This window comes from Rhizobium sp. N324, assembly GCF_001664485.1.
Lineage (GTDB): Bacteria > Pseudomonadota > Alphaproteobacteria > Rhizobiales > Rhizobiaceae > Rhizobium.
In genome coordinates, this window is sequence record NZ_CP013630.1 from 4,197,501 (window position 1) to 4,219,220 (window position 21,720).

24 protein-coding genes (1 of these 24 cut by a window edge) are annotated in these 21,720 nt (G+C 61.8%); 8 read left to right on the forward strand and 16 right to left on the reverse strand.

Annotation, left to right across the window (positions count from 1 at the left end):
* Nucleotides 1–111, forward strand: the final stretch of a protein-coding gene (locus tag AMK05_RS20160) for a M23 family metallopeptidase (RefSeq protein ID WP_064840847.1). 1,830 nt of this gene lie to the left of the window's left edge; only the last 111 of its 1,941 coding nucleotides appear in the window; its start codon lies beyond the left edge, outside the window; it ends in the stop codon at nt 109–111.
* A gap of 81 nt (nt 112–192) precedes the next feature.
* On the opposite strand, the gene clpB is transcribed toward AMK05_RS20160, so the two are convergent.
* From clpB to AMK05_RS20190, 6 genes are all read right to left on the reverse strand, one after another.
* The gene (clpB, locus tag AMK05_RS20165; protein ID WP_064840848.1) at nt 193–2,793 is read right to left on the reverse strand and encodes an ATP-dependent chaperone ClpB; all 2,601 of its coding nucleotides are present in this window, start codon (nt 2,791–2,793) and stop codon (nt 193–195) included.
* 250 nt (nt 2,794–3,043) lie between these two features.
* Nucleotides 3,044–3,778 (reverse strand): DUF4167 domain-containing protein, encoded by a 735-nt coding sequence (locus AMK05_RS20170; RefSeq protein ID WP_064840849.1) that lies wholly within the window; start codon nt 3,776–3,778, stop codon nt 3,044–3,046.
* Between the two features lie 343 nt (nt 3,779–4,121).
* Nucleotides 4,122–4,982, reverse strand: coding sequence for a peptide chain release factor N(5)-glutamine methyltransferase (prmC, locus tag AMK05_RS20175; protein ID WP_064840850.1), 861 nt, complete (start codon nt 4,980–4,982; stop codon nt 4,122–4,124).
* Nucleotides 4,979–6,058, reverse strand: a complete 1,080-nt coding sequence (prfA, locus tag AMK05_RS20180) for a peptide chain release factor 1 (RefSeq protein ID WP_064840851.1) — start codon at nt 6,056–6,058, stop codon at nt 4,979–4,981. The genes prmC and prfA overlap by 4 nt, the downstream gene beginning before the upstream one ends.
* Nucleotides 6,059–6,087: 29 nt before the next feature.
* Nucleotides 6,088–8,355 carry a phosphoenolpyruvate--protein phosphotransferase gene (gene ptsP, locus AMK05_RS20185; protein ID WP_064840852.1) on the reverse strand — a complete coding sequence of 756 codons (2,268 nt, stop codon included), beginning with the start codon at nt 8,353–8,355 and terminating at the stop codon, nt 6,088–6,090.
* Between the two features lie 89 nt (nt 8,356–8,444).
* The gene (locus tag AMK05_RS20190; protein ID WP_064840853.1) at nt 8,445–9,719 is read right to left on the reverse strand and encodes an aspartate kinase; all 1,275 of its coding nucleotides are present in this window, start codon (nt 9,717–9,719) and stop codon (nt 8,445–8,447) included.
* 297 nt (nt 9,720–10,016) lie between these two features.
* Between AMK05_RS20190 and ubiG the strand changes: the two genes are divergently transcribed.
* From ubiG to AMK05_RS33490, 3 genes are all read left to right on the forward strand, one after another.
* Nucleotides 10,017–10,763: a bifunctional 2-polyprenyl-6-hydroxyphenol methylase/3-demethylubiquinol 3-O-methyltransferase UbiG gene (gene ubiG, locus AMK05_RS20195; protein WP_064840854.1), complete on the forward strand. Its 747-nt coding sequence runs from the start codon at nt 10,017–10,019 to the stop codon at nt 10,761–10,763.
* 61 nt (nt 10,764–10,824) lie between these two features.
* A complete protein-coding gene (locus AMK05_RS20200; protein WP_064840855.1) occupies nt 10,825–11,097 on the forward strand; it encodes a type II toxin-antitoxin system ParD family antitoxin in 273 nt (90 codons plus the stop codon).
* Entirely contained in the window at nt 11,094–11,393 is a 300-nt protein-coding gene (locus AMK05_RS33490; RefSeq protein WP_082935694.1) for a type II toxin-antitoxin system RelE/ParE family toxin, read from the forward strand. Before AMK05_RS20200 ends, AMK05_RS33490 begins: the two co-directional genes overlap by 4 nt.
* 4 nt (nt 11,394–11,397) lie before the next feature.
* Here AMK05_RS33490 and AMK05_RS20205 read toward each other — a convergent pair whose 3' ends face one another.
* The 4 genes from AMK05_RS20205 to AMK05_RS20220 are packed head-to-tail and all read right to left on the reverse strand — an operon-like array spanning nt 11,398 to nt 13,757.
* Complete coding sequence (locus tag AMK05_RS20205) at nt 11,398–11,826, reverse strand: DUF1178 family protein (RefSeq protein ID WP_064840856.1); 429 nt, start codon at nt 11,824–11,826, stop codon at nt 11,398–11,400.
* Nucleotides 11,823–12,680 carry a carbon-nitrogen hydrolase family protein gene (locus tag AMK05_RS20210; protein ID WP_064840857.1) on the reverse strand — a complete coding sequence of 286 codons (858 nt, stop codon included), beginning with the start codon at nt 12,678–12,680 and terminating at the stop codon, nt 11,823–11,825. The genes AMK05_RS20205 and AMK05_RS20210 overlap by 4 nt, the downstream gene beginning before the upstream one ends.
* A gap of 10 nt (nt 12,681–12,690) precedes the next feature.
* Complete coding sequence (gene grxC, locus AMK05_RS20215) at nt 12,691–12,948, reverse strand: glutaredoxin 3 (protein WP_003590021.1); 258 nt, start codon at nt 12,946–12,948, stop codon at nt 12,691–12,693.
* A 32-nt stretch (nt 12,949–12,980) separates the two neighbouring features.
* On the reverse strand, nt 12,981–13,757 hold the full coding sequence (locus tag AMK05_RS20220) for a ComF family protein (RefSeq protein WP_064840858.1): 777 nt from the start codon (nt 13,755–13,757) through the stop codon (nt 12,981–12,983).
* A gap of 77 nt (nt 13,758–13,834) precedes the next feature.
* Between AMK05_RS20220 and AMK05_RS20225 the strand changes: the two genes are divergently transcribed.
* Nucleotides 13,835–14,719 carry a methyltransferase domain-containing protein gene (locus tag AMK05_RS20225; protein WP_064841462.1) on the forward strand — a complete coding sequence of 295 codons (885 nt, stop codon included), beginning with the start codon at nt 13,835–13,837 and terminating at the stop codon, nt 14,717–14,719.
* A 201-nt stretch (nt 14,720–14,920) separates the two neighbouring features.
* On the opposite strand, the gene AMK05_RS20230 is transcribed toward AMK05_RS20225, so the two are convergent.
* The 3 genes from AMK05_RS20230 to AMK05_RS20240 form a co-directional block, all read right to left on the reverse strand.
* Entirely contained in the window at nt 14,921–15,088 is a 168-nt protein-coding gene (locus tag AMK05_RS20230; protein ID WP_064840859.1) for a Flp family type IVb pilin, read from the reverse strand.
* Between the two features lie 66 nt (nt 15,089–15,154).
* Complete coding sequence (locus AMK05_RS20235; RefSeq protein WP_064840860.1) at nt 15,155–15,472, reverse strand: hypothetical protein; 318 nt, start codon at nt 15,470–15,472, stop codon at nt 15,155–15,157.
* Between the two features lie 200 nt (nt 15,473–15,672).
* Entirely contained in the window at nt 15,673–16,473 is an 801-nt protein-coding gene (locus tag AMK05_RS20240; RefSeq protein ID WP_237352147.1) for a LysR family transcriptional regulator, read from the reverse strand.
* Between the two features lie 175 nt (nt 16,474–16,648).
* On the opposite strand from AMK05_RS20240, the gene AMK05_RS20245 reads away from it, so the two are divergent.
* The 3 genes from AMK05_RS20245 to AMK05_RS20255 all read left to right on the forward strand — a co-directional run bounded on the left by AMK05_RS20245 (nt 16,649) and on the right by AMK05_RS20255 (nt 19,098).
* Nucleotides 16,649–17,317 (forward strand): DsbA family protein, encoded by a 669-nt coding sequence (locus AMK05_RS20245; RefSeq protein ID WP_064841463.1) that lies wholly within the window; start codon nt 16,649–16,651, stop codon nt 17,315–17,317.
* Nucleotides 17,318–17,345: 28 nt separating this feature from the next.
* Nucleotides 17,346–17,954, forward strand: coding sequence for an NAD(P)-dependent oxidoreductase (locus tag AMK05_RS20250; protein WP_064840862.1), 609 nt, complete (start codon nt 17,346–17,348; stop codon nt 17,952–17,954).
* Between the two features lie 235 nt (nt 17,955–18,189).
* A complete protein-coding gene (locus tag AMK05_RS20255; protein WP_064840863.1) occupies nt 18,190–19,098 on the forward strand; it encodes an MBL fold metallo-hydrolase in 909 nt (302 codons plus the stop codon).
* Between the two features lie 127 nt (nt 19,099–19,225).
* Here the strand turns inward: AMK05_RS20255 and mutT are convergent, their stop codons facing one another.
* The 3 genes from mutT to argJ are packed head-to-tail and all read right to left on the reverse strand — an operon-like array spanning nt 19,226 to nt 21,664.
* Complete coding sequence (gene mutT, locus AMK05_RS20260) at nt 19,226–19,639, reverse strand: 8-oxo-dGTP diphosphatase MutT (RefSeq protein WP_064840864.1); 414 nt, start codon at nt 19,637–19,639, stop codon at nt 19,226–19,228.
* Nucleotides 19,636–20,442 carry a GNAT family N-acetyltransferase gene (locus AMK05_RS20265; protein WP_064840865.1) on the reverse strand — a complete coding sequence of 269 codons (807 nt, stop codon included), beginning with the start codon at nt 20,440–20,442 and terminating at the stop codon, nt 19,636–19,638. The genes mutT and AMK05_RS20265 overlap by 4 nt, the downstream gene beginning before the upstream one ends.
* Nucleotides 20,423–21,664 carry a bifunctional glutamate N-acetyltransferase/amino-acid acetyltransferase ArgJ gene (gene argJ / locus AMK05_RS20270; RefSeq protein ID WP_064841464.1) on the reverse strand — a complete coding sequence of 414 codons (1,242 nt, stop codon included), beginning with the start codon at nt 21,662–21,664 and terminating at the stop codon, nt 20,423–20,425. The genes AMK05_RS20265 and argJ overlap by 20 nt, the downstream gene beginning before the upstream one ends.
* Nucleotides 21,665–21,720: the final 56 nt, after the last annotated feature.

Below are 21,720 nucleotides of genomic sequence, written 5' to 3' on the forward strand. Positions count from 1 at the left end.
CCGGGCGGCAAATCGCTGCAGGGCGAGGCGCTGGCGAAATTCGAGGACGAGCGCAAGCGCATCGATACGCTGCTGAACAACCAGACTTCGGATCAGGTGGCGAGCAAGTAATCCCGGCCTGCGCGTCGTCTTGCCCGCCAGACGAAAAATGGCGGCCGAAGCCGCCATTTCTCATTCATCCGGCAGGCCTGTTTACGCCGCTTCGCTCACCGTCTGCCGCGTCCTGAACTGCAGCCGGTCTGAACCGCTCGTCACCTTCACCGTCGATCCATCCGGCACCTGGCCGGACAGGATCTGTTCGGCCAGCGGATCCTGCACGAACTTCTGGATCACCCGCTTCAGCGGCCTAGCGCCGTAGACCGGATCGTAACCCTTGTTCGCCAGCCAATGGCGGGCTTCCTCGTCGAGATCGATAACGATCTTGCGTTCGGAGAGCAACGCCACCAGCCGGTTCAGCTGGATATCGACGATCGCGCCCATCTCCTCACGCTTCAGGCGATGGAAGAGGATGATCTCGTCGATGCGGTTCAGGAATTCCGGCCGGAAATGCCCGCGCACGACCTCCATCACCTGCTCCCGCACCGTGTCGCTGTCGTCGCCGTCCTTCAGCTGCGTCAGATATTCGGCGCCGAGGTTGGAGGTCATGATGATCATCGTGTTGCGGAAATCGACCGTCCGGCCCTGGCCGTCCGTCAGGCGTCCGTCATCCAGCACCTGCAGCAGGATGTTGAAGACGTCGGGATGCGCCTTTTCGATCTCGTCGAACAACACGACCTGATAAGGCCGGCGGCGGACCGCTTCCGTCAGCGCTCCGCCTTCATCATAACCGACATAGCCGGGAGGCGCGCCGATCAGCCGGGCAACGGAGTGTTTCTCCATATATTCCGACATGTCCATCCGCACCATCGCCGTTTCGTCGTCGAAGAGGAAGCGGGCGAGCGCCTTGGTGAGCTCCGTCTTGCCGACACCGGTCGGGCCGAGGAAAATGAACGAGCCGATCGGCCGGTTCGGATCCTGCAGCCCGGCGCGGGCGCGCCGCACCGCCCGCGACACGGCTTGCACCGCATCGCCCTGGCCGATCACCGATTTCGCCAGTTCGTCTTCCATCCGCAGCAGCTTGTCGCGTTCGCCCTCCAGCATTCTGTCGACCGGAATGCCGGTCCAACGGGAAACGACATGGGCGATGTTGTCGGGGATCACCACCTCCTGCACCATCGCGCCGCGTTCGCCATCCTGCTTTTCGGCGTCGACCAGCTGCTTTTCCAAATCCGGGATGACACCGTAGGTCAGTTCGCCGGCACGCTGGAATTCACCCTTGCGCTGGGCGATCGCCAGTTCGTTGCGGGCATCGTCGAGCTGCTTCTTGAGATCGGCGGCAAGGCCGAGTTTCTGCTTTTCCGCCTGCCAGCGGGCCGTCAGCGCATCGGCCTCCTCTTCGAGGCCGGTCAATTCGGTCTCCAGCCGCTTCAGCCGGTCGGCCGAGGCGACGTCGGTTTCCTTCTTCAGCGCCTCGCGCTCGATCTTCAGCTGAATGATGCGGCGATCGAGTTCGTCGAGCTCCTCCGGCTTGGAGTCAACCTGCATGCGCAGCCGTGCCGCCGCCTCGTCCATCAGGTCGATTGCCTTGTCGGGCAGGAAACGGTCGGTGATATAGCGGTTGGAAAGCGTCGCAGCCGCCACTAGCGCCGCATCGGCGATGCGCACCTTGTGATGCTGCTCGTATTTTTCCTTCAGGCCGCGCAGGATCGAGATCGTGTCTTCGACCGTCGGTTCGTCGACGACGACAGGCTGGAAGCGACGGGCAAGCGCCGGATCCTTCTCGACATGTTTGCGATATTCGTCGAGCGTGGTCGCGCCGACGCAATGCAGCTCGCCGCGGGCAAGGGCGGGTTTCAGGAGGTTGGAGGCGTCCATCGCCCCATCGGCCTTGCCGGCGCCGACCAGCGTGTGCATCTCATCGATGAACAGGATGATCTCGCCGTTCTCAGCCTGGACCTCGTTGAGCACCGCCTTCAACCGCTCCTCGAATTCGCCGCGGTATTTCGCGCCCGCAATCAGGGCGCCCATGTCGAGCGCCATCAGCTTCTTGTCCTTGAGCGATTCCGGCACGTCCCCATTGACGATGCGTAGCGCCAGCCCCTCGACGATGGCCGTCTTGCCGACACCGGGTTCGCCGATCAGCACCGGATTGTTCTTGGTGCGGCGGGACAGCACCTGGATGGTGCGGCGGATTTCGTCGTCGCGGCCGATCACCGGGTCGAGCTTGCCTTCGCGGGCTTCGCCGGTGAGATCACGTGCGTATTTCTTCAGCGAATCGAAACCCTGCTCGGCGTTGGACGAATCAGCCGTCCGGCCTTTGCGGATATCGTTGATGACCTGGTTCAGGCCCTGAGCCGTTACGCCGGAATACTTCAGCGTCGAAAAAGTCGAGGCCGAGGATTCGATTGCCAGCGCCTGCAGCAGACGCTCGACGGTGACGAAACTGTCGCCGGCCTTCTTCGCCGCCTCTTCTGCGGTTGAAAGTACCTTGGCGAGCGGTTGCGCCAGATAGATGTTGCCGTTGCCGCCGGAGATTTTCGGCAGTTTGGCTAGCGCCGCATCATTGGCGAGGCGGGCAGCCTTGGCATCGCCGCCGGCGCGCTCGATCAGCGACGCCGCCATGCCCTGGTCGTCGTCGAGCAGGACTTTCAGCACATGTTCGGGCGTGAATTGCTGGTGGCCCTGCGCCAGCGCATAGGTCTGCGCCGACTGGATGAAGCCACGCACCCGCTCGGAATATTTCTCGATATTCATATTCTACCTCCATGGATCGCCCTGCCCTGACGAGGCACAGACCGATGATTGAGATCGGCCCCCTGAAAAGGCAGGCCGCGCTTGGCCCATCTCTGATTTGGGCGAAGCAGTCGAGGAGAATATGGTAGCCTGTTCTGCGAGTTTAAAGAGCCGATAAAACGAAAATCCCCGGCACGAGGCCGGGGATTTTCGGTGCAATTCTAGCAGATGGCATGAGCCTCACGCTTCCCCCGAAGAAGAAGCGAAATCCTCATTCCGATGCGGCGTCGGCCAGCACCGGCGCTTCGCCGGAGGCACCCTCGCCCTCGGCGGCGGCTTCGCCCTCGGCGCCCCGACGCGGGCGGCGGGGACGGCTGCCGGTGCTGCGGCGGCGCGGCTGGCGCTCGCGCGGCTGGCCGGCGGAGCCTTCTTCATCCATCGCGACTTCGGCCGGGATGCCTTCGATCTCCGGCTGCGGGCCGGTTCCGTCGATGACCTCGGCCTGGGGCGCCACCGGCGCCGGGGCGGGAGCCGGCTGAGGCTGGGGCTGCGACTCAGGTCGCGGCCGCGGCTGATGCTGCCGGCTCTGCGGCGGCTGGACGACGACGACATCATCACCGTCATTGTCGTTGTTATCGATCTCGTCGCCGTCGCGGTCTGCGGCGTCATTGTATTCGCCGCGATCGTCGCGCTGGAAGCGTTCCTGCATCTGCGCCTGGGCGCTGGCGATGATACGATTGTAATGTTCGGCGTGCTGGAGATAGTTCTCGGCAATCACGCGGTCGCCGGAGCTTTGAGCATCGCGGGCGAGTTGCGCGTATTTTTCGGCGATATGCTGGGCAGTCCCGCGAATCTTCACATCGGGGCCGGAGCTGTCATAGGTCCGGGTCAGCGGATTGCCGCCCTTGCGGTTGAAATTGTTGTTATTGTTATTTCCACCGCCGCCGTTGTTATTATTGTTGTTACCACGCCCTCGACCGCGCTTGTTCTGCTGTCCTGGCCTCATAGATCGTTCACCTGAATTCTCTGTTTGTGATGGATACATGGCACCAACCGCCATGACCGGAAAACCGGGTCAGGACCTTTGTGCCGCGAGCATACTGCGCCTTTGCGCCGACCTGCCGCTTGGTTCTCAAGTCAGTTTGACTGATTCACGCGTTGGGTCGTGTTCAACCGTTGAAACTCTCGTTTAAAAGAGCGGACCCCCGAGGCAAACCAAGTACCGAACGAATCTCGTTCATTCCTATCTGCCCAACACGTGTCCGCAACCTATATTGCTTCCCTGGGAAATCCAAGCCTTTTCTTCGCAATAACAATAATGTCCCGTTCAGTGCAGCAATTATCGCCTGTCACGCGAGCGCGAACACGAGCACCCTGTCGTTCTGACCATAATCTTTTACGGATTTGAGGCACTTGAAGCCTTTCGCTTCAAAGATCGCCGTCACATCGTTTCGCTGATCGTAACCGATTTCCAGCCCGACGACCCCATCGGGCCTCATGAACCTTGCCGCATCCTTGGCGATAGCGCGGTAGGCGTCAAGCCCATCCGGACCGCCATCCAGCGCCGCGACCGGATCAAATTTCGTCACTTCGGGGGCGAGATCGTGAATGACATTGGAAGCAATATAGGGCGGATTTGAGACAATCGCGTGAAACGAACCCTGGATGCTCTCAAACCATCTCGACTGCACGGCCTGAAAACGCCCCTGCAACCCGTTGCTTTCCGCATTCGATCTTGCTGTGCGAAGTGCATCCGCCGATATGTCGCTGCCGACACCCGACGCATCGGGACATTCGCTCAAAAGCGCAAGGCATATCGCCCCGGTCCCGGTTCCTATGTCAAGGATATGGAGAGGGCCTTGTGTCTTTGCAAGGTCGTTGAGACAGGCAAGCACCGTATCGACCAGGATTTCCGTATCCGGTCGCGGCTCCAGCGTTTCCGCCGAGAGGGCAAGCGGCAGGCCGTAGAACTCCCGTTCGCCGAGAATGCGATGCACCGGCTCATGGCCGAGCCGCCGCTCGAGCGCCTTGGACACCACCTCGGCCTGCTCCGGCGAAAGACTTTCGGCCGATCGCGTCAACAGCTCGGTCGACGATAACTTCAGAAGGCCCGCGACAAGCAGCCGGGCATCGGTCGCCGGATCGACGATACCAGCTTCGGTGAAGCGGCGGCGCGCTTCGGCAAGCGTATCGGCGACCGTCGGCCTCATTGCTGTTCGCCGAGCTGCGCCAGCTGGCTTGCCTGATAGTCGGCCATCAGCGCATCCACCACTTCCTCGATCTCGCCTTCCATCATCCGGTCGAGCTTGTAGAGCGTCAGATTGATGCGATGATCGGTGATCCGCCCCTGCGGGAAATTATAGGTGCGGATGCGTTCCGAGCGATCGCCGGAGCCGACCTGGCTCTTGCGGTCGGCCGAGCGCTCGCTGTCGGCCCTCTGCCGCTCGGCGTCATAGAGCCTGGAGCGCAGCACCTGCATCGCCTTGGCGCGGTTCTGGTGCTGCGATTTTTCCGAGCTGGTGACGACGATGCCGCTCGGCAGATGGGTGATTCGCACCGCCGAGTCCGTCGTATTGACGTGCTGGCCGCCCGCACCCGAAGAGCGCATCGTATCGATGCGGATATCCTCCGGCCGGATTTCGATGTCGATCTCCTCGGCCTCCGGCAGCACCGCAACCGTTGCCGCCGACGTATGAATGCGCCCGCCGGCCTCGGTCTCAGGCACGCGCTGCACGCGATGCACGCCGGATTCGAATTTCAGCTTGGCGAAGACGCCCCGGCCGGTGATCGTGGCGATGATTTCCTTGTAGCCGCCGGCTTCGCCCTCGCTTGCCGAGAGCACTTCCACCTTCCAGCCTTTCTCCGCCGCGAAACGCTCATACATGCGGAAGAGATCGCCGGCAAAAAGGGCTGCTTCCGATCCGCCCGTACCGGCGCGGATTTCGAGGATCGCGCTCTTTTCGTCCGCCGCGTCCTTCGGCAAAAGCAGGATCTGCATCTCCTGCTCGAGCGCGTCGATCTGCTCTTTCACCTCAGGCAGCTCCAGCTCGGCAAGGTCGCGCATCTCGCGATCAACCGTCTTGTCCTCGAGCAGCGTTTCGAGATCGGCAAGCTCGGCATTCGCCTTCTCATAGGCGCGGATCTTGGTCACGACGGGCTGCAGCTCGGAATATTCGGATGCGAGCTTCACATAGACGTCGGCGGCCGGGCCGGCCGACATGCGCGCTTCGATCTCGCCGAAGCGGCGTTCCAGCTCGCGCATCTTTTCAACGGGAAGCTTCGCCACCCTTCACTCCGATTCTTCTTAACGTCTGCCTAAAGGGGAATATTGTGGCTCTCGGCGAAGCGGGCAAGCACCTCGCGCATCGGCACCATGGCGTGGACATCGTCCAGCACCTCATTCATCGCCGTTGCCAGCGCCCCGACATCGAGCCCGAGCAGCATCGCCTTCACCGGCCCGATCGAGGCCGGCGACATCGAGATCGAACGGAAACCGATGCCGAGCAGCGCCATGGCCGAGATGGGTTTGCTGGCGAGTTCGCCGCAAAGCGTCACCGGCGTCTTGTTCCGGTCGGCGCCGCGCACGATATCGCGCAGGATGCGCAAAAACGGTTTGCCGAGCGGGTCGAACCGATCCGAGACCCGCGCGTTGCCGCGATCGACCGCCATCGAGAACTGGAAAAGGTCGTTCGAACCGACCGAGACGAAATCGACCGCCTCCATCAACTCATCGAGCTGCCAGAGCAGAGCAGGCACCTCGAGCATCGCGCCGAATTGCAGCTTGCGCGGCAGCCCATGGCCGAAGCGCGAGAGATGCTGCACTTCCCTCTGCAGCAGTTCGCGCACCATCTTCAGCTCGGAAACCTCGGTCACCATCGGCACCATCAGCTTCAGCTCGGTGTCGGCCGATGCCTTCAGGAGGGCGCGCAACTGGGTGCGCAACAGTCCCGGCCGGTCGAGCGACAGCCGGATGGCGCGCCAGCCGAGTGCGGGATTTTCTTCCTCATGGCCACGGAAATACGGCACGACCTTGTCGCCGCCGATATCGAGCGTACGGAAGGTGACGGTACGGCCCGCCGCCTGTTTGATCACATTGCGATAGAACTGCTCCTGCTCGTCCGCCTTCGGCATGGTGGAGGCGATCATGAACTGCAGTTCTGTGCGGAACAGACCGATGCCCTCGGCGCCCGATTCCGAAAGCTGCGGCAGGTCGACCAGCAGCCCGGCATTCATCATCAGCGCGATCCGCTGCCCATCCTTGGTCACCGGCTCGACGGCGCGCAACGCCCGGAACTGCTCCTGCCGCCTGGCGCGGAAGCGAACCTTTTCCTCGTAGGAACGCCGGTGATCGGCCATCGGCCTGAGATGCACATGCCCCTCATCGGCGTCGATGATCACGGCATCGCCGTTCTCGGCGAGCGCCACGACGCCGGCAGCCTGGCCGATGACCGGAATACCCATGGCGCGCGCAACGATCACCACATGGCTCGTCACGGCGCCTTCTTCCAGCACCAGCCCGCGCACATTGGCACGCGGATAATCGAGCAGCTCGGCCGCCCCCATGGCGCGCGCCAGGATGACCGCGTCGTTGGGGAAACCTTCGGCGGTCGTCCGTCCGGTATACCCGGTCAATTGTCTGAGCAGCCGGTTCGCCAGATCCTCGAAATCATGCATGCGTTCGCGCAGATAAGGGTCGGTCAACCGCATCATCCGCGCCTTGGTGTCGCTCTGCACCTTCTCGACCGCCGCTTCCGCCGTCAGACCGTTGCGGATCGCCTCCTCGAGCTTGCGCACCCAGCCCTGGTCATGCGCGAACATGCGATAGGTTTCGAGCACCTCGCGGTGTTCGCCCTCCATCGACACGTCGCGGCGCGACAGCATGTCGTCGATCGAGATCCTCAGCGAGCCCATGGCTTCGGCGAGCCGCCGGATTTCCTTCTCGGCATCTTCGTTGAGCAGATTGGTGACGACGATGCGCGGCTCGTGCAGCACGACGTAACCAAGGCCGATGCCGTCATTATAGGTGTCGCCGTCGACGGTCACCGAGCGCGTCAGGTCGAGTTCGAGGCCCGGCTTGGTGATCTTTTTCAGCTCGCCGGTGGCGATCATCTCGGCGAGCACCATCGCCGTCGTTTCGAGCGCTTCCAGCTCTTCCTCGCGATAGTTGCGGCTCGCCTTGTTCTGCACGACGAGAACGCCAAGCGACCGCCCGGTCCTGAGGATCGGCACGCCGAGGAAGGAATGGTAGATTTCTTCACCGGTTTCCGGCAGGTAGCGGAAGGCAGGATGCGACTGCGCGTCGGAAAGGTTCAGCGGCTGGGCCGAAGCGGCGATCGTGCCGACGAGACCCTGCCCCATCTTCAGTTGCGCCAGGTGCACGGCCTCACGGTTGAGGCCTTCGGTCGCATAGAGTTCGAGCACGCCGTCGGCGCGCAGCACGTAAACGGAGCAGACCTCGGCCACCATGTTGCCGGCGATCTGGCGGACGATCCGGTCAAGACGATCCTGCGGCTCCAGCGGCTCCGCCATCAACTCGCGCAGCCGCCTGAGCAGCACGCGCGGACCGCCGGAAAGGTCTCTCATGGCGTCTCAAGCTCCCGAAACAACGCACTCAGTCCCGGCGGGCCGGCCCGCGTCTCCTCAACCTGAAGGGGCAGGCCGCCCACTGGGAATCAATTCTTATCCAGACCGTAGCAGGAATGCAAAGTCCTGACAGCGAGTTCTGCATAAGGACCGTCGATCAGGATGGAAATCTTGATCTCGGAGGTCGTGATCGCCTTGATGTTGATGCCTTTTTCGGCAAGTGCACGAAATGCGGTAGCGGCAACGCCGGCGTGGCTGCGCATGCCGATGCCGATGACCGACACTTTCACCAGTCCCGATTCGTTCTGCACGACATCGTAGCCGATCTTCTCCTTATGGTCGCCGAGCACCTTGATCGCCTTGTCGACGTCGCCCGATGGCACGGTGAAGGTCATGTCCGTCTTCGACCCGTCCTCGGAAATATTCTGGACGATCATGTCGACATTGATATGAGATTCGGCGAGCGGCCCGAAAATCGCCGCGGAAACGCCCGGCCGGTCGGCAAGACGGCGAAGCGAGATCTGAGCCTCATCCTTGGCATAGGCGATGCCGGTGACTACTTCCTGTTCCACGATTTCATCCTCGTCACAAATCAGCGTTCCGGGCGGGTTTAGCAGATCGCCCATGCCCGGAGCATCGGGATCTTCGAAAGACGAGCGCACGAAGGTACGCACCTTGTGCACCATGGCAAGCTCGACCGAGCGCACCTGCAGCACCTTGGCGCCGAGCGAGGCCATTTCGAGCATTTCCTCGAAGGCGATCTTCTTCAGCCTGCGCGCCTTCGGCACGATGCGCGGATCGGTCGTGTAGACGCCATCGACGTCGGTATAGATATCGCAGCGATCCGCCTTGACGGCTGCCGCGATCGCAACGGCCGAGGTATCCGATCCACCGCGTCCGAGCGTCGCGAGGCGGTTGTCGGGTCCCAGCCCCTGGAAGCCGGCGATGACGGCGACTTGGCCCTCGCCCATCCGCTTGACGATGTCGGAACCGTCGATCTCCAGGATGCGCGCCGCGCCATGCGCGTTATCGGTGCGGATCGGGATCTGCCATCCCTGCCAGGAGCGCGCATTGATATCCATCGCCTGCAAGGCGATCGCCAGCAGTCCCGAGGTTACCTGCTCGCCGGAAGCGACCACCGCGTCATATTCGCGCGCATCGTAAAACGGCGAATTGGCGCCGATCACCTTCGGCATGCCCTGCACCCAGCCGACGAGCTCATTGGTCTTGCCGGACATGGCCGACACGACGACCGCCACCTCGTGGCCGGCATCGACTTCGCGTTTCACATGGCGGGCGACGTTCTTGATGCGGTCCAGGTCAGCGACGGACGTGCCGCCGAATTTCATTACGATGCGTGCCATATGCCTCTACCACGACTGGCGCCGGGAAAGCGGAAGACCGGACCCGGCATCACGAAAGCTCTGGGGCAGACCGCGTGGCCAGAGAGCCGGCTCCCGACTTCTGGAACCGCTCTAAAGGCCCGGGTCCCCAAGGCCCCAAGTTGCGGCGTCTCTTAGCGAGTTTGGCGGGGGGAGGCAAGCGCGCGCGATAAAAGCGGTTGGCGAGCGGCTTCACACCGATCGGTCCCCTGGTCTGCGCCCCTTGACTTATGCCCCCGATCGTCCGACTTCACCTGTTACGAACGCAAGGAGTGGACGATGAAGGAAGGCGCCAGAAGCACGATCGACCAGGGCGAAGTGGACCGCTTCTCGGCGATGGCGGCGGAATGGTGGAGCCCGACCGGCAAATTCCGGCCGCTGCACAAGTTCAATCCCGTCCGCCTCGCCTATATAAGAGACAAGGCCTGCGAGAATTTCGGCCGTGATCCGAAAAGTGCGCGCCCGCTGGAAGGTCTGCGCGTCCTCGATATCGGCTGTGGCGGCGGTCTGTTGTCCGAACCGGTCGCCCGCATGGGCGCTTCCGTCACCGGCGCCGATCCGTCCGAAAAGAACATCGGCATCGCCTCGACCCATGCCAAGGCCTCAGGCGTTTCGGTCGACTACCGCGCCGTCACCGCCGAGGAGCTGGCGGACGCCGGCGAAACCTTCGACATCGTTCTGAACATGGAAGTGGTCGAACACGTCGCCGACGTCGAGTTCTTCATGACGACCTGCGCAAAAATGGTCCGCCCCGGCGGCCTGATTTTCGTCGCCACCATCAACCGCACGATGAAGGCGGCAGCGCTTGCCATCTTCGCCGCCGAAAACATCTTACGCTGGCTGCCGCGCGGCACCCACCAGTATGAAAAACTGGTGCGCCCGGAAGAGCTAGAAAAGCCATTGACGGCAAGCGGCCTGGAAATCACCGATCGCACCGGCGTCTTCTTCAATCCGCTGTCGAACCAGTGGAACCTGTCCAAGGATATGGACGTCAATTATATGCTGCTGGCCAAGCGCGGGGCGTAGAGCAAGTCCTTACGCCCGCAAAATTGTGATAAGGTGATCCGGTCATCCGAAGGGAAAACCGATGGGCGAAGCCGCAAAAGTTACCGTTACCCTTGAGCCTCGTCTCGAAGAATATGTGCGCGACGAGGTCGCCCGCGGCGCCTATAAATCGAGCAGCGACTATATCGAAAGTGTGCTCCGCGAGCGCTACGATGATGATCGACGCGTTCACGAACTGGAAGACGAGTTACAAAAGGGCATCGCCGATCTGGAAGCGGGACAGGTCATGTCCCTCGACGAGGCGTTCGACAGTGTCTATGCGGAACTTGGTCTGGACAAGCTCCGCGCTCGATGAGGGTTGTTTTTTCGCGAGCTGCCCGCGCCGATCTGCTCACAATTGGTCGATATATTTTTGAACAAAATCCGGCACGCGCTTTGCCATTCATGGAGGAATTGCGCTCCGCATGCATAGAGATTGCAGACATGCCGCATGCCTTTGTCGAACTCCGGTTACCACGGCTGACAGGAGTTCGGAGACGTCCTTTCGGAAACTACCTTATCTTCTATCGAATTGAAGATTCGACCGTGCAGGTGATGCGTATCCTGCATGGCGCACGCGATTACGCGCGCATCCTTCGACGGATGACTTGACGGCTTAATTCACATCCTCGGGCAACACGGGAATGGCAGCAATCTCGATGCCCTCTTCGAGCAGCGCCTGCGCCTCGTCGGCCGTCGCCTGACCGATAATGCCGCGGGCATCCGCCTCGCCATAATGGATCTTGCGGGCTTCCTCGGGAAACTGCGTGCCGACATCCTCGGAATTGGCCTTGACCGCGGCGACCGCTTGCTTGAGCTTTTGCAGCGCCTCCTGGCGCATGGCGTCCATCGCCAGCGTCTGCCTCTCGTCCTTCTTGCGCGCCGTCGACACCGAGGGCGCCATCAAAAGCTTGGAAACGGCGGCGGAATGACAGACCGGGCAGGTCAGGAAACCGGTCGCCACCTGACGATCGAAATCGGCGCTTTCGGAGAACCAGCCTTCGAATTCATGGGCATTGTCGCAAGAGAGGGAATAGCGGATCAAGCGGCGACGCCTCCGGCGACTGCCCCCGCAATCTTCTCGACCGAGAATTCCCGGCCGTTCCTGAGGTTCGGGATCTTGTCATGCGCGGCCTTGACCGCGGCGGGATCGATTTCGGCAACGATGACCGCCTCGCCGGTGGCGCCGGCCGATGCCAGCACCGTGCCCCAGGGATCGACGATCATCGAATGGCCGAAGGTCTCGCGCCCATCCTCGTGCCGGCCGGCCTGCGCGGCGGCGATGACGAAGACGCCGTTCTCGATCGCGCGCGCCCTGAGCAATATCTCCCAATGCGCCTCGCCGGTCTGCCTGGTGAAGGCGGCAGGAACCGTCATCACCTCGGCGCCGGCAACCGCCTGAGCGCGGAACAGCGCGGGAAACCGCACGTCGTAGCAGATGGCAAAGCCCATTTCGGCAAAAGGCAGCGACAGGACGCGCGCCTCCGAGCCGGCCGTATAGGCGGCACTTTCACGCCAACTCTCGCCATTGTCGAGGTCGACATCGAACATATGGATCTTGTCGTAGCGGTTGAGAATCCTGCCGTCGGGACCGAACAGGAAACCGCGATTGGCAATCTTGCCATCGGCAAGCGCAATCGCCGTCGAGCCGACATGCATGTGGATGGCCAATTCCCCGGCAAGCTCGGAGCCGGTCCTGACGATGATGTCATGCGCCTCATCGGCAAGCACGGCGCGCGCCGCCGCACGATCACGCTGCAGCATGCCGGTCATCTCGGGCGTCTGCACATAGGTCGCGCCCTGGGCAGCCGCTTCGCGCACCAGTGCCGCCATGGCGGCGGCATTCTTCACCGGATCGACCCCGGAGCACATCTGGACGGCGGCGGCCTTGAAGCTCATCAGTTCGCCCTCAGGCCGCCAGCATCGGATCGAGCTTGCCGGCCCGATCGAGCGCGAAAAGATCGTCGCAGCCGCCGACATGGTCGGCGCCGATGAAGATCTGCGGAAAGGTGGTACGGCCGTTCGACTTGCCGATCATTTCCTGGCGAAGGTCCGGTGAGTAGGTGGCGTCGTGCTCGACATAGTCGACGCCCTTTTCTTCGAGAAGGGACTTGGCGCGGGTGCAATAGCCGCAGAACTGCCGTGTATAGATGGTGACGGGTACCATAATCTCTCCAGACCGATGCCGGGGTATTTCTGTCATATAGGCTCGGAGAGAGCCCTTGCAAAGGTCAAAACCGTTATCTCGGCGGCGCCTGCCTTGCGCAGCGTCCGGCTTGCCGCGGCGACCGTCGCCCCTGTCGTATAGACATCGTCGACGAGGACGATGCGCTTGCCGAAAATGTTGTTTTCGCAACCCTTGGCAATGGCGAAAGCGCCCCTGACATTGTCCTCGCGCGCCTTCGCGCCAAGGCCGACCTGCTGGCTGGTGCGCTTGACGCGCACAAGCGTGGCGGCAAGCAGCGGCTTGCCCGAAAGCCTTGCCATATGGCGGGCGAGCTCGGCTGCCTGGTTGAATTTGCGCGCCAGCATGCGGGTACGGTGCAGCGGCACCGGGATCAGCGCATCGCAGCTTTCGACCGTCCCGTCGGAAGCGCGCAGCATCCAGGCGGCCATCATCGGCGCCAGATCGGTGCGATCGCGATATTTCAGCCCGTGAACGAGATCGCGAACCGCGTGATCATGGGTCGCAGCCGAGCGCAGTCGATCGAAGGGCGGCGGGTCGGCGATCGCCTCGGCGCTGAGTATGCCGGCGCCGAGATCGTGCGAGAAGGGAATGCCGAGCACTTCGCAATAGGGCCGTTCGATGAAACGGATGCCGGACCAGCACTTTGCACAGAGCCCGCGATGACCGCTGGTGGAAATACCGCAGACGGAACAGGTGGGCGGATAGAGAAAATCGGCAAGCGCCGAAAACGGCCGCAAGAGCTGCGTCCGCAAGAATTCTGCGGGTCTTTCGAAATGGATCGGTCCCATGCAAAGGAGATTAGCCTGTTCTCCTCCAAAGGAAAATCGCCTTGCTGCCGCTACGGCGCGGGACTAAGGACATCGTCATGGAAACGATCTTCGACAAGACCCTGATCGCCGCGCATCGCCATCGCGCGCTTGCCAATAACGACCCGAAAGCCGCCTTTCTGCTCGACATCGCCGCCGAGGAAATGGCCGAGAGGCTTGCCGTCGTCGAGCGGCGCTTCGAAACAGCCGTCGAACTGCATGGCGCGACTGGGGTGGCCGCCCGCGCCGCATTGGCGACAGGCAAGGTCGGCACGATGATCCGCGTCGAGAGCGAAAAGGCCTATGCGGGCCCGGGCGAAACCTTGATCGAGGCGCCGCTCGAGGACGTACCGCTCGAACCGCAATCGGCCAATCTCATCCTTGCGCCACTCAGCCTGCATCTGACCAACGATACACCGGGCGTTTTCATTCAGATCCGCCGCGCTCTGAAGCCGGACGGCCTGTTCCTGGCTGCGATCCCCGGCGCCGGCACGCTGCAGGAATTGCGCGACGTGCTGCTGGCCGCCGAGGTCGAGATGACCGGCGGCGCCAGCCCGCGCGTCATTCCCTTCGCCGATGTGCGCGATATCGGCAGCCTCATGCAGCGCGCCGGCTTCACGCTGCCGGTGATCGACGCGGAAAACTACACGGTACGCTATGATTCGCTGTTTCCGCTGATACGGGATCTGAGAGCCATGGGCATGAGCAATCCGCTTGCCGCCCGCGGCCGGGTGCCGCTAACGCGCGCCTTCTTCCTGCGCGCGGCAGAGATCTATGCCGAGCGCTATTCCGATCCCGACGGACGCATCCGAGCGACCTTCTCGATCATCTATGTCTCCGGATGGGCGCCGCACGAGAGCCAGCAAAAGCCACTCAGACCGGGTTCGGCCAAGGCACGCCTTGCCGATGCGCTGAAGGTGGACGAGCACAAGCTCAGGCAATAGAACACGATGCCGAAAACTGTGAGCGGTTTTCGGACAACATCACGATGCAACTCTTTAAAGCATGTCGCACAAAACTGTGCAGCGGTTTTCCCAGGCAAAGCGCGAAGCGCTTTTGCCGCAACATGCGCAAAAACAAAGAGCTAGAGCGCGAGGAGCAAATCTGAAGGATCGCGACCCGCTTTAGTTGAACCGCCTGCCGCTTCAGTTGACGGTTATATTGTTGTTGATCACGTTGAAAACATTCTGCAGGGCGCCGGTGAAGAAGCCGAGACCGGAGACGAGCGCGGTGCAAATGATGGCGGCGATCAAGCCGTATTCGACCGCCGTCGCACCTTTATTATCTGCAAGAAATGCTTTCAAAAGACGCATTACCCCAACCCTTAGCGCGAACCGACAGCAACGAGCATTCCACGGCCATCAGGCGATGGCCGGCATTCAGCAACCGGCGCCGACGCCGTAACCCTGGACGACGCAAACCGAGCCGGGTGTATCCTGGAGGACGCTGCGGCGGATCGTATAACGCTTGCCGCTTTCGTTCTTCGGGATCGATCCCGTCGTCATCGTATCGAATTCCGCCGGCGCGCTCGCAAAGACGCTCTTCTTCGAGGAATCCGCAAGCATCGGCGTCAGGATAAGCGTCAGGGCGACCACCGCCGTGCCGAACAGAAGGGCGATATTGAGCGCACCCGTCCTGCGCGAGGCAGACGAAACCCGTTCCTTTTCCCGGACAGCTTTCCAGAAATCATCGTCCATGACGTCAAGCCTTTTAATACACGCACGCCAGATGCTTGATTGAGGCCGATCTTTGGCAGAAGGTGTTAAACGATCCATTAATATCCACAGCCGAAAACACCGCGGCTTGATAATAATCAGGTAACGCTAATACATATCATCGGGTGCAATGGTTCCCGTTGAAACGACCTATGCTCAAAATTGAGGGCATGAGGTTCGGGTTACTTGTCCCGCAGCCGCGTGGCCAGGAAATCGATGAGTGCCCGAGCGGCCATTGGAAGGTGCCTTCGGGACACATAAAGCGCATGGATGCCGAGCGTGGTCGGCTCCCAATCGGGCAAGACCACCACGAGCTTGTTCGCCTCAACTATAGGATCGGCAGCAAACCGCGGCAGCATTGCGATGCCGAGATCGGACAGCGCCGCGCACCTGAGGGCGAGAGCGTCATTGGTTTGGAAGCCTCCCATCACCTGCACGACAACCTGTGCTTCATGACGTTTGAGAGTCCATTCCGTTCCGCCGAGGTGTGTGTAGGTGAGACACCTATGGGCGTTCAGATCCTCTGGTCTGGTCGGTATTCCGTACGCCGTCAGATAACGCGGCGAAGCGTAGAGCCGCGACGGGCACTGTCCCAGGCGTTTTGCGATCAGCGACGGGTCAAGGTGGTTGGCGATCCGGATCGCCACATCGATGCGGTCTTGCACAAGGTCGACGGTACGATCTGTAATCTGCAGATCGATCCTGATGCGCGGATAGAGGTCCGCAAAATTTGAAAGGAGCGGGATAAGCTGTACCTCCGCCAGGATGCTTGGCGCCGTCACCCGGAGCAGACCGTGAGGGGTATCGGCACGGCTTGCGACCTCCGTCACTGCGTCGGCGACACGCACTATTTCCCTGCATAATTCGAGAACGCGTTCTCCGGCAGACGTCAAGCTGAGCTGTCGCGTCGTGCGGTGAAGCAGCCGCGTGCCGGACCAGTCTTCCATAGAGGCGATGTAGCGCGATGCCATCGCCCTGGACATGCCCAGTTCTTCAGCCGCGGCGGAGGCGCTCCCTCGCTCGACTGTCTTTAGGAGGACTTGTGCCGCGACCACCCGATCCATTTATTCGCTCGATCCATGCAACATTCTGTGGCGCATGTTGGCCTTTATCTTCGATTTTCGCAACATTACATTCGTCTCAACAAAAGGACGTGACATGAAAACCCACATTGAGCTTCAGTACTATTTCGACCCCTTCTGCGGCTGGTGCTATGCAAGCGCCCCTGCGCTCGCCGGTCTTGCCGAGAATTTCTCGGGTCAACTTAGGATGCTTCCCTCCGGCCTATTCGTCGGAGGCAGGCCGATCTCCTCAATCGCCGACCATGCCTGGCGCAACGATCAGAGAATTCAGGCTCTGACGGGGCAGCGTTTCTCCGAAGACTACCTCCAGAACGTCCTACTGGCACCGAACGGCGTTTTCGACTCGGGACCTGCGACGCGCGCCCTCACTGCACTTGGGGAACATGATGCGATGCTCGAGCCTCGTTTCCTGCACGCCATCCAAATCGCCCGCTATCTCAAGGGGCGCGACACTTCCAACCTTCAGGAGGTGGCGACGGTCGCCGTTCAGGTCGCTGCCGAGCATGACATCGAACTGACTGCCGAGACCTTCGCCGAGCGGCTGCGGAACGACTCCGCTCTTGGGGAGCGCACACTGGAGCGGATGGAAGATACGCAGCGTCAGATGAACATCCTCGGCATTCGCGGGGTCCCACAGCTTGTCGCCCTCATCAACGGCGAGGCCCGCGTCCTCAGCGGCGAAGCCCTGTATCACGGTCCGGCGCATCTCATCGCAGCGCTCGACGAGCTCTGTGCAGACGCATGAAACATCAATCCCAACGAGGAGTAATAGCATGAAAATCGCTCTTATCGGAGCTTCCGGTCAGGCCGGCTCCCGCATCCTGTCCGAATTGTCAGCGCGCGGCCATACCGTCACCGCGATTGCCCGAGATCCCTCTAAAGTCGCATCTCTCCCGAACATCACCGCCGCCTCAGGCGACATCGAGGCACCTGAAGCTCTGGCGGGGATTCTGGAAGGGCATGATGCAGTCATCAGCTCGGTGCATTTCTCCGCCAGCGATCCGGACAAGCTGCTTGGCGCAGTCAAGGCCTCCGGCGTTCGTCGCTACTATGTGGTGGGCGGGGCAGGCAGCCTCGAAGTCGCTCCGGGCGTCCTCCTCGTCAACACGCCCGAGTTCCCGGCGATCTACAAATCTGAAGCGCAGGGCGGCGTCGACTACCTGAACAAGCTCAAGGCTGAAAACGACCTCGACTGGACCTTCTTGTCGCCTTCGGCCGCATTCGTCCCCGGCGAACGGACCGGCACCTTCCGTCTCGGCAAGGACGAACTCCTGACGAACGAAAACGGCAGCAGCATTTCCTTCGAGGACTTCGCCGTTGCCCTCGCTGACGAGATCGAAGCCCCGGCCCATGTCAGGCAGCGTTTCACCGTCGGCTACTAGAACAGGATGATTTTAGGTCGGGTCGGCCTAAAATCTGAATCCTGTTCTACATTAAAGAGTTAGAGCATGATGTCGTCCGAAAACCGCTTACACTTTTCGGCATCATGCTCTAATCCGATCCTCCAAATCTGAACCCCTCATCGCAGCGTGGCCGGCATCCCCACGGTGTCGGCTGCCGCCGGCCCCTTCGCCTTCAGGGCAGGATCGGCTCACCCCACAACCAAGTGAATAAAAAATGATCAACAGACGCACCACCCTCAAGGCGATCGCCGTAACAGCTGCTGTCCTGCTTCCCCTTGCCACATCAGGCGCCGCGCAGCAGGAGAAGTCTGCCCTGTCATGGACGGCGTTCAAAGCCGGCGAAGCGGGTTTCCTGCGCGCTCCAGTCCTTGTAACCGGCAAGACGGAAGCCGTGCTCATTGACTCGAGCTTCAGTTTTTCGGACGGCAAGGTCGTCGCCGATGCCATCAAGGCCAGCGGCAAGCACCTGACGACCATCTATATCACCACCAACGATCCCGACTACTACTTCGGCCTCGCACCCGTCCATCAGGCCTTTCCGGATGCTCGAATCCTCGCTGCTCCCGACACAGTTGCGCTGATGCGGAACAATGCCGAAGGCAAGATCAAGGCTTGGTCGCCTGTTCTGGGCGACAACGGTCCGAAGTCGGTCTCCGATCTCATTTTCCCGGAAGCAAGCGACATCGACACGCTGTCCGTCGATGGCGAGAAGCTGGAAATCGTCACCGCGCCGGGTGTCAAGGATCGCGGCCGCTATATCTGGGTTCCGTCGCTCGATGCCGTGTTCGGCGGCGTGGCGGTCTTCGGCGGCATGTATCCCTGGGTAGCCGATCTTCCCACGGTCGAGGAACGAAAGGCTTGGCGCGCGGCGCTTGACGACATCCTCGCCCGCAAGCCCAAGATCGTCGTACCGGGTCACGGCACGACCACGTGGCCGACGAATGTTTCCGGCGTCAGCTTCACCCGCGATTACCTGATCGCATTTGACGCCGAAGCAGCCAAGGCCGCGGACTCCAAAGCATTGATCGCAGCCATGAAGAAACTCTACCCCAATGCCGCTATGCCGATTTCCCTGGAACTGGGTGCGAAAGTCACCAAGGGCGAAATGACCTGGGGTCAGTAAGAAGAACGACGATACTCGCGGCTATCTAGGCCGCGAGTTTTGTCGCCTCGGCGCGCATGTCGCGGAAATTTCCTTGGTCGTCAACGCTTTGCTTCTATCGAGACACGCTTCGCCACGATTCAGCCTGTCAAAGTAGATCTTGTAGCATCGGGATCAACGGCTCGTCAGCCGGCGGCATCGGGTAATCGCGCAGCGCCTGCGGGCGCACCCATTTCAATGCCTGGCCCTCTTGGCCCTGCGGAATGCCTTCATAACGCCGGCAGATATAGAGCGGCATCAAAAGGTGGAAGGTTTCGTAGGAATGGCTGGCGAAGGTCAGCGGTGCCAGGCAGGCGATCTTGGTCTTGATGCCGAGCTCTTCCTCAAGCTCGCGCACCAGCGTTTCCTCCGGCGTCTCGCCGGGTTCGACCTTGCCGCCGGGAAACTCCCACAATCCGGCAAGCGACTTTCCCTCGGGGCGCTGTGCCAGGAGGATACGCCCATCGGCATCGATCAGCGCGCAGGCAGCGACCAGCAATATCTTCCGGCCTGCCTCGCTCATCGCGGCTCCTTCTGCCAATAGCAATAATGATAGGCGTCGCGAAAACCGAGCCGTTCATAGAGTGCGATGGCCGGACGGTTGGACAGCTTCACCTGCAGCCAGGCCGAACGGGCGCTGCGCATGCGCGCCCAGCGCAGCGCCGAAGTCAGGATCTCGGTGCCGAGCCCCTCGCGCCGCCGCGTTTCGGAGACCGAAAGCGACATGATGCCGGCAAGATCGTTGTCCTGGACGCAGAGCACGGTCGCCAGCGGCCCGTCCGCCGCATTCTCGATCATGAACAGGCCGGACGGCGGTTTGATCGCCGAAATGATTTCAGCAAGCGCCGGCTTCAAGCTGAGTGGCGCCCGCTCGACGGCGAGATTGGCGTCGACGAAACGGCCGACATCATGGGTCGGCAGGTGATCGAGCGTATCCGGCAGCTCGGCCTCGGCCAGGTCGCAGGTCATCACCACCGTCTCGTCGAATTGCTTCCAGTTCTGCGCACGGAGAAGATCGATCAGTACCGGCGAGGCAAGCGGCGTCTGGCGGACCACGGCGGTGCGGCCATAGGCTTCGAATTTCCGGCTTGCCTTTTCCAGGCGTATTTCGACGTCGCGATAATCCGAGGGATCGAGCGGCACGATCGAATTCAGCCGGTTGGACGGGTGGCCGGCCGTCAGCCGCACCTGCCAGCTGCCGTCATATTGGACGGATGCCGCCGGCCAGGCACGAAAGCCGACGGCCTCCAGCCTGCGCACCAGCGGCAGATTCTGTGAAGAGATGGATGTCTGCACCAATGAACGATCAGCTCCGATAGTCGCCATTGATCGCAACATATTCCTTGGTGAGGTCGCAGGTCCAGACGGTTGCCGTGCCGGTGCCGAGACCGATCTCGACTTTGACGGGGATATCCTGCGCTTTCATGACGTTCGTGGCCGCTGCCTCGGAATAATCCGGGTCACGCTCGCCATTGACGGCGACCCTGACATCGCCGAACCAGATGGCGAGCCGGTCGCGGTCGGCCATCTCGCCGGATTTGCCGACGGCCATGACGATGCGGCCCCAATTGGCGTCTTCGCCGGCGGCCGCCGTCTTGACCAGCGGCGAATTGGCGATCGACAGCCCGATACGCTTGGCGGCGGCATCGCTCTCGGCGCCCGTCACGGTGATTTCGAGCATCTTGGTGGCGCCCTCGCCGTCGCGCACCACCTGCAGCGACAGATCCTTCAGCACCGCGTTGAGCGCGGCCCGGAAGGCGGCAAGGCGCGGGTCGTCGGCGCGTTCGATCCGGGCCTGGCCGTCCTCGGCCGCAGCCCCCGTCGCAAACAGCATCAGCGTATCGGATGTGGAGGTGTCGCTGTCGACGGTCATGGAATTGAAGGTCGGCCCGACGCCATCCGACAGCAGCGCCTGCAGCGCGGCGGGCGCAATATCGGCATCGGTGACGACGAAGGACAGCATCGTCGCCATATCGGGCGCGATCATGCCGGCGCCCTTGGCAATGCCGTTGATCGTCACTGCAACGCCGCCGATCTCGGCGCTGCGGGTCGAAACCTTGGGATAGGTGTCGGTCGTCATGATCGCCTTGGCAGCCTCGAACCAGAAGTCGCTGGTGGCTTCGGTCTGCATCCGGTCGAGCACGCCGGCGAATTTGGTGGCGTCGAGCGGCTCGCCGATGACGCCGGTCGAGGCCAGGTAGACCTCGTTTTCGCCGCAGCCGACAGCTGATGCTGCCGACTTCGCCGTCAGCTCGGTCGCCTGGCGGCCCTTCAGGCCGGTAAAGGCATTGGCATTGCCCGAGTTGACGACGACCGCACGCGCGCTGCCATGCGGCAGATTGGCCCGGCAGAAATCCACCGGCGCCGACGGGCACTTCGAGCGGGTGAAGACGCCCGCAACGGCCGCCGGCTTGTCGAAGACCATCAGCAGCACATCGGTTCGGTTCTTGTACTTGATGCCGGCGGAAGCCGTTGCCATGCGCACGCCGCGCAGCGGCGGCATCGAGACGAAGGATTTCGGGGCGAGCGGAGAGACGGAACCGGACATGATGAAACCTGCCAATGGGCATTTCCAGGCGAAATCGGAAACGGTTCGCCGTCCGG